Here is a 15,251-nt window from a genome sequence, read left to right as displayed (position 1 = left end):
CCTAGTTCGCTCATTCATCATAAGGTGTCGGAAGTTTCGAACTGCAATTTAACCAGATTAGCATACAGCCCGTCGTCGAGGGCAGCGAGTTCGTCGTGGGTTCCCTGCTCAGCAATAAGCCCGTCGCGTAGTACGTAAATCTGATCGACTTTACGAATCGTGGCCAGCCGGTGCGCAATAATTAACGTAGTACGGTTCTGCATCAGTTCATCCAGGGCTTCCTGTACCAACCGCTCCGACTCGGCATCGAGCGATGAGGTCGCTTCGTCAAGAATCAGGATGGCTGGGTCTTTTAGAATGGCCCGTGCGATCGCAATGCGTTGCCGCTGCCCGCCTGAAAGCTTGACGCCCCGCTCGCCAACAAGGGTTTTCAAGCCTTCTGGAAACGACTCAATAAAGCCAAGCGCATTAGCACGGCGTGCCGCTTCGCTGATTTCGTTGGCGGTTGCCTCGGGCTTACCGTACCGGATGTTTTCTTCGATGGTGCCACCAAACAACATAACTTCCTGCGGTACAATGGCAATGTGCTGCCGAAGATTCGTTACGTCATAATCGGTGATCGACCGGCCATCAACGGTTATCTCCCCACTGACGAGAGGATAATACCGCATCAGAAGCTGCGCGATCGTTGATTTACCCGCCCCACTTTGACCGACCAGCGCAATTTTCTGACCCGATTCTACCCGTAGCGAAATGCCTTTGAGAACCTCAATATCAGGGCGCGACGGATACGAGAAGCGGACGTTATCAAACGCCACATCACCTGCTAACGGTGCCGCCAGCGTAGTAGCTGGTGAAACGATATCAACCTCAGGCGCTTCGTTGAGCAAGTCCATGATTCGTTCTGATGCGCCAATAGTACGCTGAATCTGCGCATACAGATCACCCATGCCCGCCACTGAACCACCAATAAAGGCCATCAGGAACAGGAAGGTGATAAGGTCGGCCAGCACCATCTCGCCACTGATGACCAGGTTTCCGCCATACCAGAGTACGCCGACAATGCTGCCGAAAAGGGCTGTAATCACAAACGACACAAACATACCCCGATACTTGGCCGACCGCAGGGCAATGCCTACTACCCGGCTGAGGGCTGACCCATAGCGTTGCGCTTCATAGCGCTCATTGGTAAAAGCTTTTACCACGTTGATGGCCTGAAGTGTCTCCTCGACGATCACACTAGCGTTAGCTAGTTCGTCCTGCGCCTGCTTCGAGAGTTTCCGGATGAAGCGACCAAAGAACATGGCTGCCACGATCAGCAACGGGAACGTACCCAGCATAAATAGCGTGAGTTTCCAGGATAGGTACAGAATAGCAACCGTACCGAAAATGAGCGTGGCAATCTGGCGGAAAAACTCAGCCAGCGTGAGCGACAGCACATCCTGTAGCTGCGATACGTCTGAAGACAACCGGCTGGTTAGCTCACCTACCCGGCGCTGCTCGAAAAATGGAATCGGCAACGTCACCATTTTGTTGTACACCGCCCGGCGAATATCAGCCATTGACCGTTCGCTGACCTGCGCAAAAAAGTAAATGCGGAAGAACGAGAATATAGCTTGTCCTACTAGCACGGCGACAAAAAACAGGATGATCTGATTCAGCGTAAACGCCGATTTGCCATCAAGCACATTGGTTACTTCACGAATAATTAGGCTGAAGCTAAGCGTAGTAGCCGTAGAAAGTAGCAGAAAGAGAAACCCAATTGCGTACTGTGTGCGGTAAGGCCTTACGAACGCAAATAGCCGTGCCGCCCGGCGCAACGCTTCACCGCTCACTTTCTTTTTGTCTTCTTCGGGGGCCTCTTCTCCGAAATTTTTACCTCGTTTTGCCATAGTAAAAAAATATCATTCTCTTCGAGTTATTGAGTGGAGGTATGTCTAGCCATTCTTACTACCAGATGACTAGCTAGTGACCCTCAAAGTGGATGATGTTTCTATAAATCGTCTTTTTGTCCTTTATAACCCGATTCCTGAAAGATTTGTCGGGCATTTGCGTTCTTCATAAGGTCTGGAATAGACCCCTTTTTCTCGTCGTAGTAGCGGCTTGCAATGCGCCATCCCAGCCAGTCGCCAATGCGGCCAGGGCAGCGGTTACCAATCTCAGCAGTAAAGGGTCGTTCGCCCATGTACCGCTTTTTGATGTCGGGATTTGTTTGGTAAAGCAGTTGATTGTCGATGAAATGTGCCCAAACTTGATCCTGGGCATTAAACGTTTCGGTCAGTTGGCGGTCTGAATAACCAATGATGACGCTGTCGGGAACTTCAGGCAGCATAGCACGGGTAAAAACCAGACTTTTGCCATTGTAGACCATGTCAGCCAACAAGGATTGATCGGCTCGGTCCTGCTCGTTGAACCGGTCGGAGAGAAGTCGAACGATAGTAGGAACAATGTAAGGCTGAGCGTATCGACGAAGAATGTATTGCGGAAACTCGTCGCCGCGAGGGCGGTACTTAGCAGATGGCCCGGCGAAGTAATCAATGCCAATGAGGATCAGGCTATCAGTGACAACTAGATCAGGTCCCATGAAGCCTGTAATGAACGTGGCCACGCGGGGTTGCTTGAACGTAGGGAAGTCGCGCTTTATATTAGCGAAAGCCTCTGTGAACTGGTCTGTGAGTTTGTCGGCAGTACCAAATTCGGTTTGGGTTTGCTGATAGAGGACTTGTAATTCCGGATTTGTAACCCGGGCAGTAAGTTCTGCGATTAGGGCTGTATCAGAATCTGGGTCTGTCGCGTTAAAGTACAATTGAGCGACATTCCGGTGTTTTGCCAAAAAAGCCTGAACGTCGGCCGGCGACTTGCTGGCAAACAGGGCCTGGTCGAGCCGTTCAATAGAGACCGGTTCGGGTTTGGTACAAGAATTGAATACTATAGACAAAAGAAGGCTCAGGCTGGTTGTCAATAAATTGGCAAACCGGCGTGAGCTGACCCTAACTCCCATATGAGATGGCATTTTTAGCTGTCTTTGAAACGTGCAAAATTATGGAAAAAGTTGCAGCCCCCAGCCTGCTTCTTGGGGCAGTGATAGCCCTGTTACTGGCGTCGCCTTCGCTGGCGCAGTTGCGGCGGTCAGGTACGTCGTCAACAAAACGTCCTCCGGCTACCATTTCGCGTGACTACGAATATGAACGTGACCAGCGTCGGGCCAACCAGGAGCCTGATTTTGCGCGGCCTACGCACCTCATCGAGATGAGTTTCCGGTTTGCACCGAGCTTTTCGTACAACACAGCCGAGGGGGTAGGGGCTTATAGTCAATTTCAACCCAATGGTGTTGGGGTGCGTATGAGCGTCGGCCCTTCGCTCGATTATTTCTTCTTCAAAGACAGGTATTCGTTTAGCTCGGGGCTTTGGTACACCATTAAACGGTCGTCGTTTGTTGTCCCAGGTTCGTTTGGGCAGGACGTTTTTCGGCCCGGTCAGGCTCCGGGCGAGTCGGTGTATAACCTGCAATACCTGCAAATTCCGCTTACGGTGAAAATGTACGCCAACGAAATAGGCCCCAGTATGCGCGGCTACATTCAATGCGGCGGACTGGTGGATGTAAAACTGGCCGAAAAAGCGCTTGACCAAACGACGAATCCACTGTACAGGCAGGCTGTAAAAAGTGGTAGCTATCAGCGTCAATATGGATTTGCCGATTTTGGCGTATTGCTTGGGGCGGGCATTCAGTACAAGATAAACAACGTAAACGCGGTGAATGTGGGTCTAAGCTATCAACGCGGATTAGTTAATGTGTTTCGGGAGAATTCGCTCGAATCGAGAAATAATACTGTCGCTATTGAGATGGGATTCAAGTTTTAGTGGTTCTACCTCTACGAGTCCTGAGCCCGAAAAGTCGTAAGCACCTTGTTTAGCAAGACTTTCCACGCTCAGGACTCGCTGACTTAGAGCTATCTTTGTAGTATGAATTCAACATCACCTGAGCCAACGCCAGAGAAAACGCCGTCGTTTGATGACTTTGCGCTCAACCGACAGTTACTCAACGCCGTAGCCGAAGCGGGCTATACCGAACCGACACCCATTCAGCAGAAAGCCATACCAACCATCCTGGCAAACCATGATGTGTTGGGCATTGCGCAGACCGGTACGGGCAAAACCGCTGCTTACCTGCTTCCCGTGCTGATGCGCATTAAGTACGCGCAGGGCGTAAACCCCAGGGTGCTTATTCTGGCTCCTACCCGCGAACTGGCCATGCAGATTGATCAGGCCATTACTGAACTTGCCAAGCATACCGATATACGCCACGTAGCGTTGTATGGCGGTTTAGGTCCCAAAAAGCAGATTGAGCAGTTGAAAGCTGGCGTTGACATTATTGTAGCTACCCCGGGGCGCTTCAACGATTTGTACCGGGTAGGGGAGGTGGTAACGAAGGATCTGAAAACGATGATCCTCGATGAAGCCGACAAGATGATGGATATGGGCTTTATGCCGCAGATCCGAGCCATTCTGGAGGTTATTCCCCGCAAACGGCAGAATTTGCTTTTCTCCGCAACGTTTCCTGATCGCGTAGAACGCCTGTCATCTGAATTCCTGGAAGCACCGATTCGCCTGGAGGTAACGCCAGAAACGATGACGGCTAAAATGGTTGATCAGGTTATCTACGAGGTGCCCAACTTCCGGACAAAGATCAACCTACTGAATCACCTGATTACGCAGGATACGTTTCAGCGCGTTATTGTGTTCGCCCGTACCAAAACCAACGTTGAGAACATTTATAAATTTCTCGGCCGCAAAGTGCTCGAAAAAGGAGAAGTGCGGGTAATCCACGCCAACAAAGGGCAGAATACCCGAATAAACTCAATGGAGGCATTTAAGGAAGGCAACGTACGGGTATTGGTGGCAACCGATGTGGCGGCGCGGGGCATCGACGTAGCGGAAGTGTCGCACGTAATCAACTTCGACGTACCTATCATTTACGAAGATTACGTACACCGAATTGGCCGGACGGGGCGGGCCAACCACACAGGCGAAGCGATTACGTTTGTGACCATGGCTGAGATGTACCACGTGGAGAAGATCGAAAAGATCATCAAGATGAAGGTACCCCGCCGCCCCATCCCTGAAGCTGTCTTTCAGGTAGAAACGCCGTTCGAGGAGCAGCAGGATATGTTGCGTGAGATTGACGAACAGCGAAAGAAAGAAGACCCTACATTTAAGGGGGCTTTCCATGAGAAAAAAGAACATCCTGGCCGTGACAGGAAGGTGAGGGCATCGAAAAGCAGCACGCCAAGTGTAGGCCGTCCTGCCAGCGCATTAAAAAAATCGACAGCGCGGCCGGGCGGTAGACCCGCAGGTCGCTCAGGGTCAGCGCCAAAGGGCCCAAAAAAACCACGGGCCGGACGTCGGTAATTAGTCTCAATGTACTAACTTCAATGCCCCGTCGTTCTACGGTAGCTATGCAACCTTATCATCAGCAGTCAGGATCAGTGTATCATTCATTCTCACCGGGTACGTTGCTACGGGCCTGGGAAGCAACTGCCCTCATGTTATTGCTGCTACCCGGACTAGCGCTGGGTCAGGCCCGAACGCCGGTTATGGTAAAGGCGGTGAAGCCAACTCCGGCAAAAACAACGGAGGCGCAACACCCGGATAGCCAAACTGCAGACCTTTCGGCGTCGCGGGTCATTGCGTCGGCCAGCGTAGAAAACGGTAAAGCTTCAGCTACTGCCGAACGCGTTATAGATGCCCGCATCGTGCCACTCTTTGGTGAGCGCTCAAAATCGCCTCGTCAGATTGAAGACGAAATTCGTTTCCTGAATGATTGCGATCAGAGCTTTACGACCCGCGAGGAAGCCAGCCAGTTTTTCGCCCAGCGTGGTTGGGAGTACATTGCCGAAGCGCAGCTGGATACCGCGGCATACCGATTCAATTTGGCGTATATCCTCAACGAAAAGAACCCCGATGTGTACTGGGGGCTGGGCGTTGTTTCGTACCAGCGTAATCAGCTCACCGAAGCCGTACGTATGTTGAAGCGGGGCGTGGCCTTGTCGGATACAAACGCTGTGATGCTGACCGATCTGGCTACCGTTGAGCTGGAGCAGTACCAGGTGAAGTCAGATACGGCTAGTCTGGCCGATGCACGTGAGCATTTGCAGCGGGCTCTCTTCTTGCGCCCCGATCATGCGATGGCTTATTCAAAACTGTCTATTGCCAGTTACCTGCAAGCAGACTACCGTTCGGCGTGGTTGTACTTGCACAAGGCTTATAAGATCGAGATTTCGAGCTTGGATCTAACCTATATGCAACAGTTGCTAGCTAAACAGCCCGATCCGCTGGGTGTGTTCAAATAGCAACCTATTTAGTATATACAAGAACGCCCCGCGAAGTCAGCTTCATGGGGCGTTTTTGGTAAATAGCTAGAACGAACCGGAGTCTATAGCACAACTTTACTGTGCTTCTTCCTCTTCTTCACTGGCTGTGTCCTTTTCTTTCGGCCGCTCGAACGTGATTTTCCCTTTTTCATCCCATTCCGATAAAACGATGGGTTCGGCATCAGTCTCCCATCGGTCGCGGGCGTATTGCGTAACCCGACGTCGGAACCGGCGGGTGCTGTTTTGGTAGTACTCGGTCCAGCGGCCCACCTTCACGCCATTGTCGTATTTGCCAATTTCGGCAAGCTGCCCATTGGGGTAATAAGCCAGGTACGTTCCATTCCGCTTTCCGTACTCGTAAGGCATCATCTCTTTTACCTTCGTGTGGGCCGAGTCATAATACGTAATGTGTGCCTCGGCCGGGAATCCATGATGGTAGCGAACCTTATCGGTCAGCATGAATTTAGCATCGTACTTCTCCCATCGCCCATCTTTGGTGCCGAGGTAGTAAAACCCCTCTTCAACAAGGTCGCCATTCTGAAAGCGTTTATATGGCCCATGCATCAGGTAAACGCCATTCATGTCTTTGGTAATTACCTTAATTCGGGCCTCTTTGGGATTATATCCAAAAGTCTCAGGTACGTAGGGACTGGGATCCTGCCAGGTTTTCAGGACATGAAATTCGTGAACGATGGTCCGATCTCCCGAACCTGTTTTGATAAACTGCCGAAGCATGGGTATGCCTTCGTAATCGGTTTTGGACGCTTTTTTCTTCTCCCGCTTTTCGCCTTTATTTTTCTTGAACGAACTAAGTTTCAGTCCCAGATCAGGAATGCTGCTACCGAGTACATCGCTGAGCATACTTCCCGAAGAGTCTTTTTTGGAGACACCGGGCAGGCCGTAGGCCGTAGTTGACAGTGGATTATCGACCACGGCCGATGGAATACCTGCCTGCTCGGCTACTTTTTTCAGAAAAGCACCCTTCTGTTTTTTAGGAACAGCTACAGGGGGGCCGCCAGACGTGGTCAGGGCCGACGGAGCGGTTTGACCACTGGCAACGGAAGTTGCAAACAGAAGAAGGAAAAAGAGGCTGCAACGATACATGGTTGGTATTTAATATGATTAATGCCCCAAAGGCTAGGTTTATGAGTAGACGGGAATCGTTGGGTACGTGAAGCCTGTTAACTTTGTACCGTTACGGATGCAACGCGTTATTATTACGAATATTTCACAAAAACGGGCTCAACTATTCAGAACAGGCCACGGATTGATACACAGTGGAAAAACAGGCTAAAATTTATGTTGCTGGTCACCGGGGTATGGTGGGCTCGGCTATTGTTCGGCAATTAGAGGCTGGCGGGTATACATCGATTATTACTCGTACCTCATCGGAGTTGGATCTTCGTAATCAAGCGGCTGTAGCCGACTTTTTTGCCGAGCAACAACCCGATTATGTATTTCTGGCGGCGGCTAAAGTAGGTGGTATTTTAGCCAACAACATTTATCGGGCCGATTTTCTATATGAAAACCTGATGATTGAAGCCAACGTGATTCATCAGGCTTACCAGCAAAGTGTGAAAAAACTGCTGTTTCTCGGGTCGTCATGTATTTATCCGAAAATGGCACCCCAGCCACTGAAAGAAGACTCACTGCTGAGCGGTTTTCTGGAGTCGACCAACGAACCTTACGCGATTGCTAAGATCGCGGGTATCAAGCTGTGCGAATCATATCGGATTCAATACGGGGCCAATTTCATTTCGGCAATGCCCACGAACCTGTACGGCCCAAATGACAATTATGACCTACAGGGCTCTCACGTGTTACCCGCGCTAATCCGGAAATTCCACGAGGCGAAAGTAAACGGTCAGCCATTTGTTGAAGTATGGGGCACTGGTTCGCCCTTGCGCGAGTTCATGCATGCCGATGATCTGGCCGAAGCGTGTGTATTCCTGATGAATAACTACGATGGTGAGCAGTTTGTCAATGTTGGCACTGGCGAAGACCTGACGATTCGTAATCTGGCTGAGATGGTGAAAGACGTTGTTGGGTTTGAAGGCGAACTCCGCTGGAATACAGAAAAGCCTGATGGTACGCCCCGCAAACTGATGGATGTATCGCGTCTGCACTCAATGGGCTACAAACACAAAATCGACTTACCAGAAGGCCTTAAAAAGACGTACCAGGATTTCCTCAAGAATGAGGAGGTGTACGTTAGCTAGTATTGGTTTGAGGGTTGATGTTGTGCTGCTAAGCCGGAAATGGGTTAATTAGCAGCGCAACATCAAACTTCAGTCTAACCAAACATCACAACCCTTTCGCTGGGTTGCCAAATACAGTCGTGTTCGCGGGTACGTTCTCAACGACTACGGAACCGGCCCCAACGCGGGCATTTTTGCCAACGGTTATGCCTGAAACAAGGATAGCCCCAGTGCCGATGTAGGCACCTTCTTCCAGTGTAACGCCACTGTTTATCACCGCCCCAGGACCCACCTGCACATAATCGCCAAGGGTGGCGCGGCTGTCTACGATTGCACCCGCCAGCACAAGGCAATGTTGCCCCACCGTAGCCATTGGGTTAACAACGGCCCGGGCAGCAATCAGGTTGCCATGACCAATCGTGGCCATAGCCGAGACCACTGCCGTATCATGAATAGCATTGACGGGTTGTGTTTTGCGGCGCTCGTTCAGCAGCTTCACCAGCTTCTTACGTACCCGACCATCACCAATGGCAACGAAGGCTTCGCATTTCTGACCAATGAGTTTCAGAAAACCATCGTCGTCGGTGTCGCCAAGAACGGGTACAACACCAAATTCCTGACCATGCAAGGCTTGGTCATCGTCGAGCAGGCCGTAAACGACCACTGAATTGCGCTGAAAAATGTCCAGGGCAGTAAGGCCGAGCGTGCCGGCGCCAAAAATCAATACGGGATTTTCCATTCGTAACAAGAAGACAATATTGACGCTCGTATCATATTGATTTAGTAATCAGTTGATAAAAGCCAGTTTATATGTAGCGGGTAAGTTTGGGTCATGAAACAGGCAACGCTGTTCAGGACCATTGTGTTATCCGACCTGCACCTCGGCACTGCCGGATCGAAGGCCAGGGAGGCCGCAGATTTCCTGAAGTCCCATTCATGTCAGAAGCTTATTCTCAACGGCGATATCATCGACGGGTGGCAGCTTCGGCAGCACGGTGTCTGGAAGAAAAAACACACTGCCTTTTTTAAGGTCGTTTTAAAGCAAATCGTTCATCACGATACCAAAGTCATCTACCTACGGGGCAATCATGATGACTTTCTGGATCAGGTCTTACCGCTTCAGGTTGGCCGGAATTTCCGTATTCAGCGCGATTACATTCTGTCATCGGCGAGTGCCATCGGGGTACGTCGTTTTTACGTAACCCACGGTGATGTGTTCGATTCGATCACGTCACATATGAAGTGGCTGGCCTATCTGGGCGACTTGGGCTACACCTGGTTACTCTGGGTCAATAAGTTCTACAACCAGTATCGGTCGTGGCGTGGCCTGTCCTATTATTCGCTCTCGCAGACGGTGAAGCAGCGAATAAAGTCGGCCGTAAGCTACATCTCTGACTTTGAAGAAAAACTTACCGAACTGGCCCGCGCTCGTCAGTGCGACGGTATCATCTGCGGCCATATTCACCAACCCGCCATCCGGCAAATCAACGGACTGACCTACATGAACTCAGGCGACTGGGTGGAGTCGTTGAGCGCGCTGGTCGAAGATCACGAGGGTAACTGGAATTTACTGTACTACTCATCAGACATGGCAGCCAGTGCCTGTTTGGCTGAGACTGATGAAGCGGAGGAAGGGATTCCACTAACTGGCAATGCCCCCATTCCATCTGTGCTTTTAAGCGAAGTTTTTTCAAAACGCTAACCAACGATGCGCTTCTTATTTATTATTCAGGGCGAAGGACGAGGTCACCTTACCCAGGCCATCTCGTTGGCCCAAATCCTCCAGGCGGCTGGCCACGAGGTAGTCCAGGCAATGGTTGGTTTAGCCGAACGGCGGCCTATTCCTGCCTTTTTCGCCGAACAGTTTCCGGCGCCTCATACACCGCTCACAACCCCCGAGCTGGTGTATTGCCCAACTACAAACCGGCTCAACCTGGGCGCTACGGTACGGAGGGCTTTCACGCAACTGGGTACATTCCGAAATAGTATGCGGCAATTGCATGAGACGATAGAGCGGGAGCAACCCGATGTGGTAATCAATTTTTTTGAGTTGCTCTGTGGGTTGACCTATGCGTTTCATAAACCGACGGTGCCTGTGATCAGTGTGGCCCATCAGTTCATGGCGCTGCATCCTGACTTCCCGTTTCCGGCCAAAAAATGGCTCGACAAAGTGTGCTTTCTTGCCCTGGTTCGCTTAAACGCTGTTGGCTCCACCGAACTGTTGGGTTTGTCGTTTGATCAACAGTCAGACGTACCTGAGCAGCGGCTTCGAGTAGTACCGCCCTTGCTGAGGAGTGAGATTGCGGCGCTCAAACCGACGGCTGAATCGTTCTTTCTGGCCTACACAACACAGTCAGGGCTACGGTCTGTCGTATATGGTGCGCATCATCAGCAGCCCGGCCAGGCTTTGCGTTACTACCATGCCGGTATTGGCAACTCGGAGGAACAGGTAGATGATACCTTGACGGAATGCCAATTGGACGGGCAACGATACCTGGTCGATATGGCGCGTTGCAAAGCCGTAATTTCTACGGCTGGATTCGAGTCGGTCTGCGAAGCCATGTACCTGGGTAAGCCTGTGCTAATGATGCCGCAGCCCAATCATTATGAGCAGGCCTGCAATGCTCTTGATGGGCAACGGGCCGGAGCGGGGATAGCCTCTGATACTTTCGATTTGCCCCAACTCATTGGGTACCTTGCTCAACATGATACTAAGGCTAACAAGCGATTCCGGCAGTGGCAAAGCCGGGTGAGTGGATTGTTTCTAGCCTCGCTGAGCCGTGTAGCCAATGCGCAGCAAAAAGGGCAGTCGCAACGTACAGGACGTGGGCAACTGTCAGTTAATAATTATCGATGAGCACCGCTGCTTACCAACGTACCTGAAATGCTACGAAAGCACGATCATTGTTTATTGATAGGTGTTCATTGATAATTGATAACTGACGGGAAATGCGCAATTTTGGTCGAAATTGGTCAATCTCCTATGCGTATTCTGAAAGCACTACTTTCTACTGTCATTGCTGTTGCGCTTCTATATAGTCTAAATCGTAGCTGGGGTGCCGTTCCAGCAGTTGGCCCTTTGCTAAGTCCGTTTACCGGCTTCTGGCAAAACGCCGAGAAACCAGATCAACTTCAGGCGAAAGAAATCGATATTGAGGGTACACGCGAACCGGTTGAGGTAGTCTTCGATAGCTTACATATCCCGCACGTTTTCGCGCAAAATGACCACGATGCTTATTTCGCGCAGGGCTTCCTGACGGCCCGAGACCGGTTATGGCAAATGGAATTTCAGACCCATGCCGCTGCCGGCCGTTTGAGCGAAATTGTGGGCGACCGTGCGCTGGAACTTGATCGATACAATCGACGGCTCGGTATGGGTTTCGCCGCCGAAAAATCAGTTGCGTTCATGCTGGAAGATCCACGCACCAAAGAAGCAATTGAGGCATATACGGCTGGAATTAACGCCTACATTACTCAACTGAAACCGGCTAATTATCCGCTTGAATACAAGTTACTGGGGTATGCCCCTGAGCAATGGCAACCAATTAAATGTGCGTATTTCCTTAAATACATGTCGGGCGTGCTGGCGTTGGGTGCCGATGACGTCGCCATGACGAACATACTCGCCAAATTTGGCCCTGACGTTACCCGTGACCTTTTTCCAGACTATCCGCATAAAGAGGACCCTATCATTCCGGTTGGTACCAAATGGGATTTTCTGCCCGTCTATTACCTGAAGTCGCCCATGAACCCCAAGCCGGGAAAAGGGGACTTTGCTCTAAATTGGCCGCGTCATGATCCAGCAATCGGGTCGAACAACTGGGCCATTAGTGCCGAAAAATCAGCTACGGGCTATCCGATTCTGGCAAATGACCCACACCTGTCGCTTAGCTTACCCTCTATTTGGTACCTGATTCAACTCCACACGCCTACTATGAATGTAATGGGGGCGTCGATGCCCGGCTCGCCTGGAATAATTGGCGGCTTCAATGAACATATTGCCTGGGGGGAAACCAATGTAGGTTCTGACGTGCTCGACTTCTACAAGATTAAATTTAAAGACAGTAACCGGCAGGAATACTGGCATGATGACAAGTGGAAACCGGTCACCCGACGTATCGAAACAGTGAAGGTGAAGGGGCTGCCCGATGTAATCGACACGGTTTTATATACGCATCACGGACCGGTTATGTATACGCAGGGGCAGAAGTCCTACGCGAAGAACTTCCCCGTGGGCTATGCCGTGCGCTGGGTTGCCCATGACCCTGCCAATGAGCTACTCTGTTTTTATCTATTGAACCGGGCCAAAAACCACGACGATTACCGGGAGGCACTACTATCATATGGCTCACCAGCTCAGAACTTTGTGTATGCCGATGTGAACAAAGACATTGCCATTGCACCCAATGGGCGATTCCCTCTAAAAAAGAAAGAGCAAGGTAAATTTTTGCTCGATGGTACAAACCCAGCTGATGACTGGATGGCCTACATTCCGGCTGGTCATAATCCGCATGTGAAAAATCCGGCGCGTGGTTTTGTGTCATCGGCCAACCAGTCGTCTACTGATCCTACATACCCGTATTACTTAAACTGGCAGTTTGCGCCACCTGAGCGGGGTATGCGCATCAATCAGCGGTTAACGGCTATGGGTAAGGCAACTGTAGACAGCATGGCGAAGTTGCAGTACGATAACTACAACCTACGCGCCGCCAGCCTGCTGCCTAAATTGCTAGCACAGGTACGTCCGGGTACTCTGTCGGCCCCGCAGCAGCAGGCGCTAAAGACCGTGCAACAATGGCGGTTCAACAATGATATTGCTGAGGTTGGTGCCACCATCTTTTCGGAATGGGAAAAGCGATTCATGGACGCGCTCTGGGCAGACGACATGCCTGATGCGGACACGTTACCCATGAAAATGCCTTCGGCCGACCGTACTATGCGTATGATTGACGAGCAACCAACGGCCCGCTGGATTGATGACAGTCGTACACCGATCCGCGAAACTTTGGCCGATATCGTCACCCGCAGTTTCCAAGCAACGGTTGATACACTGGCCAAACGGCATGGACCACAAGGAAATAACTGGCAGTGGGCTACCACCAAAGCAACGCGTATTGCGCACCTAACCCGCCTCGACGCATTGAGCGCAATGAACGTGCAGGTGGGGGGCGGTACATCAGTTGTAAACGCCACTACCACCCGAACGGGGCCATCGTGGCGGCTTGTTGTGGCGCTAGGCCCCAAACCGCAAGGTTATGCGGCAGTTCCGGGCGGACAATCTGGTAATCCGGGTAGCCACTACTACCTGAATATGCTGGAGCCCTGGCGCCGTGGACAGTTAACTCCGCTTCAATTCATGTCAACACCCAGTGCCGCAGGTACGTCGGTGCGCTGGAAACTAAACTAAGTACACGTCATGCTGCCAATTCTTTTGATTGCGTTGCTGAGCCTCTTGGCTCAGCTCATATTACCCTGGTGGAGTATAGCGCTTGTTGCATTTGCCTTTTGCTTTGGTCGGCCGATGAGCGGGGGTCGGGCCTTTCTGGCTAGCTTTCTGGGAGTAGGCCTGGTTTGGTTGGGGTACGCATTACTTCAGCATGTGCAGTCGGGGGGGATTTTAACCAGCCGGATGAGTGAAGTAATGAAACTGCCCGCTAGTCCTGTCTATCTGCTGGTGCTTACGCCGGTTCTAGGCGGTTTAGTCGCTGGATTCTCTGGCTTAGCAGGTTACTGGGTTCGGCAAACCGTATTACCGACCATAGCCGTAAAATCGTAGCTTTGTCATACAAACCAATTTATAATCATTTAGCTCGTGAAGAATGCATCTCTGGCGATCAATGTTGTGCTCGTCATCGCCGTAGCCGTACTGTACTATCTCCATTTTAAGGAACATAAGTTAGGTGCTGACGTAAAAGAAACCCCAAAGCTGGTCGAAGGCCGTAAGCTTGTTTACGTAAATATCGACTCGCTGGCCGCGAACTACGAATATTTTAAAGACACCCGTAAGGTGCTTGAGAGTAAGCAGTATCAATTGGAGAATGATATTCAGACGCGTGGACGGTCATTGCAAAACGAAGTTGCTTTCTTTCAGCAGCGGGCTCAGACCATGACGCAGGAGCAGGGCCGTGCCGCTCAGGCTTCGCTTGAAAAGAAGAACCAGGATCTGATGGCGTACCGCGAGCGGGCTGCTCAGGGGCTGGCACTTGAGAAAGCACAAAAGGACGATGAACTATACAACCAGATATTCGACTACCTTAAGAAGGTGAATAGCCAGAATAAGTACGAAATGGTACTGGGCTATCAGAAAGGAGGTAATATCCTGTTTGCCGATGGCGGTAGCGATGCTACTAAGCGCATTATTGATGGCTTGAACAAAGAATACAAAGAGAAGCAGACTGCTACAAAAAAATAAGTCGTCGATTCGTGCCATAAGAAAAGCCAATCCATGAAACGGGTTGGCTTTTCTTATGGCATACATTTTGCGGCATGTTACTGATCACTAACAATTAGGTGAGCTAAATTTTTTCTCCCATTTAGAAGGGAATTTATGGCTCTAAAAATTGCTGTCAGGCTGGACTGTACCTAGTCCGGCATTGTTTTTGCCCTATTGCTAGTGCCTTACGTTGGCATCTGTTTACAGGTCGACGTTTACATCGCTCTGGCTGGTCGATGCCGTATTGGGTCCTGAGGCTGTGGCTTCAATGCCATACATATGCGCAAGCTTATGTATGAAACGTTGGCC

At 50.9% G+C, this 15,251-nt stretch carries 13 protein-coding genes; 9 read left to right on the top strand and 4 right to left on the bottom strand.

Features of this window, described 5'->3' with window-relative positions; translation table 11 throughout:
* Positions 1-17: 17 nt before the first annotated feature.
* Both F7231_RS09625 and F7231_RS09620 read right to left on the bottom strand, forming a co-directional pair.
* Positions 18-1,832 (bottom strand): ABC transporter ATP-binding protein, encoded by a 1,815-nt coding sequence (locus tag F7231_RS09625; protein WP_085410851.1) that lies wholly within the window; start codon positions 1,830-1,832, stop codon positions 18-20.
* Positions 1,833-1,933: 101 nt separating this feature from the next.
* Positions 1,934-2,941 carry a gliding motility protein GldB-related protein gene (locus F7231_RS09620; protein ID WP_208295570.1) on the bottom strand — a complete coding sequence of 336 codons (1,008 nt, stop codon included), beginning with the start codon at positions 2,939-2,941 and terminating at the stop codon, positions 1,934-1,936.
* A 41-nt stretch (positions 2,942-2,982) separates the two neighbouring features.
* Between F7231_RS09620 and F7231_RS09615 the strand changes: the two genes are divergently transcribed.
* From F7231_RS09615 to F7231_RS09605, 3 genes are all read left to right on the top strand, one after another.
* Positions 2,983-3,801, top strand: a complete 819-nt coding sequence (locus F7231_RS09615) for a porin family protein (RefSeq protein WP_085414987.1) — start codon at positions 2,983-2,985, stop codon at positions 3,799-3,801.
* Positions 3,802-3,903: 102 nt separating this feature from the next.
* Positions 3,904-5,349, top strand: coding sequence for a DEAD/DEAH box helicase (locus F7231_RS09610; RefSeq protein WP_166691742.1), 1,446 nt, complete (start codon positions 3,904-3,906; stop codon positions 5,347-5,349).
* 23 nt (positions 5,350-5,372) lie between these two features.
* The gene (locus F7231_RS09605) at positions 5,373-6,290 is read left to right on the top strand and encodes a tetratricopeptide repeat protein (RefSeq protein ID WP_229365017.1); all 918 of its coding nucleotides are present in this window, start codon (positions 5,373-5,375) and stop codon (positions 6,288-6,290) included.
* Positions 6,291-6,386: 96 nt separating this feature from the next.
* On the opposite strand, the gene F7231_RS09600 is transcribed toward F7231_RS09605, so the two are convergent.
* Positions 6,387-7,415 carry a toxin-antitoxin system YwqK family antitoxin gene (locus F7231_RS09600; RefSeq protein ID WP_229369766.1) on the bottom strand — a complete coding sequence of 343 codons (1,029 nt, stop codon included), beginning with the start codon at positions 7,413-7,415 and terminating at the stop codon, positions 6,387-6,389.
* A 173-nt stretch (positions 7,416-7,588) separates the two neighbouring features.
* On the opposite strand from F7231_RS09600, the gene fcl reads away from it, so the two are divergent.
* Positions 7,589-8,530, top strand: a complete 942-nt coding sequence (fcl, locus tag F7231_RS09595) for a GDP-L-fucose synthase (RefSeq protein WP_166691741.1) — start codon at positions 7,589-7,591, stop codon at positions 8,528-8,530.
* Positions 8,531-8,615: 85 nt separating this feature from the next.
* Here the strand turns inward: fcl and F7231_RS09590 are convergent, their stop codons facing one another.
* Positions 8,616-9,248, bottom strand: a complete 633-nt coding sequence (locus F7231_RS09590) for an acetyltransferase (protein WP_166691740.1) — start codon at positions 9,246-9,248, stop codon at positions 8,616-8,618.
* Positions 9,249-9,341: 93 nt separating this feature from the next.
* On the opposite strand from F7231_RS09590, the gene F7231_RS09585 reads away from it, so the two are divergent.
* From F7231_RS09585 to F7231_RS09565, 5 genes are all read left to right on the top strand, one after another.
* Positions 9,342-10,211 (top strand): UDP-2,3-diacylglucosamine diphosphatase, encoded by an 870-nt coding sequence (locus F7231_RS09585; protein WP_085410845.1) that lies wholly within the window; start codon positions 9,342-9,344, stop codon positions 10,209-10,211.
* Positions 10,212-10,217: 6 nt separating this feature from the next.
* Positions 10,218-11,366, top strand: a complete 1,149-nt coding sequence (locus tag F7231_RS09580; RefSeq protein WP_166691739.1) for a glycosyltransferase family protein — start codon at positions 10,218-10,220, stop codon at positions 11,364-11,366.
* Between the two features lie 126 nt (positions 11,367-11,492).
* Positions 11,493-13,916 carry a penicillin acylase family protein gene (locus F7231_RS09575; protein WP_166691738.1) on the top strand — a complete coding sequence of 808 codons (2,424 nt, stop codon included), beginning with the start codon at positions 11,493-11,495 and terminating at the stop codon, positions 13,914-13,916.
* Between the two features lie 9 nt (positions 13,917-13,925).
* Positions 13,926-14,285, top strand: a complete 360-nt coding sequence (locus F7231_RS09570) for a hypothetical protein (protein WP_085410842.1) — start codon at positions 13,926-13,928, stop codon at positions 14,283-14,285.
* A 36-nt stretch (positions 14,286-14,321) separates the two neighbouring features.
* Entirely contained in the window at positions 14,322-14,921 is a 600-nt protein-coding gene (locus F7231_RS09565) for an OmpH/Skp family outer membrane protein (protein WP_166691737.1), read from the top strand.
* Positions 14,922-15,251 lie beyond the last annotated feature (330 nt).

This window comes from Fibrivirga algicola, from assembly GCF_011742925.1.
Lineage (GTDB): Bacteria > Bacteroidota > Bacteroidia > Cytophagales > Spirosomataceae > Fibrella > Fibrella algicola.
The sequence above is the reverse complement of the archived record's forward strand: the minus strand, read 5'-3'. Positions and strand labels throughout refer to the sequence as shown.

Excerpts from the sequence above, each read along its gene's own strand:
- F7231_RS09625 (WP_085410851.1), bottom strand. The coding sequence starts at position 1,832 with ATGGCAAAACGAGGTAAAAATTTCGGAGAAGAGGCCCCCGAAGAAGAC.
- F7231_RS09620 (WP_208295570.1), bottom strand. The coding sequence starts at position 2,941 with ATGGGAGTTAGGGTCAGCTCACGCCGGTTTGCCAATTTATTGACAACC.
- F7231_RS09615 (WP_085414987.1), top strand. The coding sequence starts at position 2,983 with ATGGAAAAAGTTGCAGCCCCCAGCCTGCTTCTTGGGGCAGTGATAGCC.
- F7231_RS09610 (WP_166691742.1), top strand. The coding sequence starts at position 3,904 with ATGAATTCAACATCACCTGAGCCAACGCCAGAGAAAACGCCGTCGTTT.
- F7231_RS09605 (WP_229365017.1), top strand. The coding sequence starts at position 5,373 with ATGCCCCGTCGTTCTACGGTAGCTATGCAACCTTATCATCAGCAGTCA.
- F7231_RS09600 (WP_229369766.1), bottom strand. The coding sequence starts at position 7,415 with ATGTATCGTTGCAGCCTCTTTTTCCTTCTTCTGTTTGCAACTTCCGTT.
- F7231_RS09590 (WP_166691740.1), bottom strand. The coding sequence starts at position 9,248 with ATGGAAAATCCCGTATTGATTTTTGGCGCCGGCACGCTCGGCCTTACT.
- F7231_RS09585 (WP_085410845.1), top strand. The coding sequence starts at position 9,342 with ATGAAACAGGCAACGCTGTTCAGGACCATTGTGTTATCCGACCTGCAC.
- F7231_RS09580 (WP_166691739.1), top strand. The coding sequence starts at position 10,218 with ATGCGCTTCTTATTTATTATTCAGGGCGAAGGACGAGGTCACCTTACC.
- F7231_RS09575 (WP_166691738.1), top strand. The coding sequence starts at position 11,493 with ATGCGTATTCTGAAAGCACTACTTTCTACTGTCATTGCTGTTGCGCTT.
- F7231_RS09570 (WP_085410842.1), top strand. The coding sequence starts at position 13,926 with ATGCTGCCAATTCTTTTGATTGCGTTGCTGAGCCTCTTGGCTCAGCTC.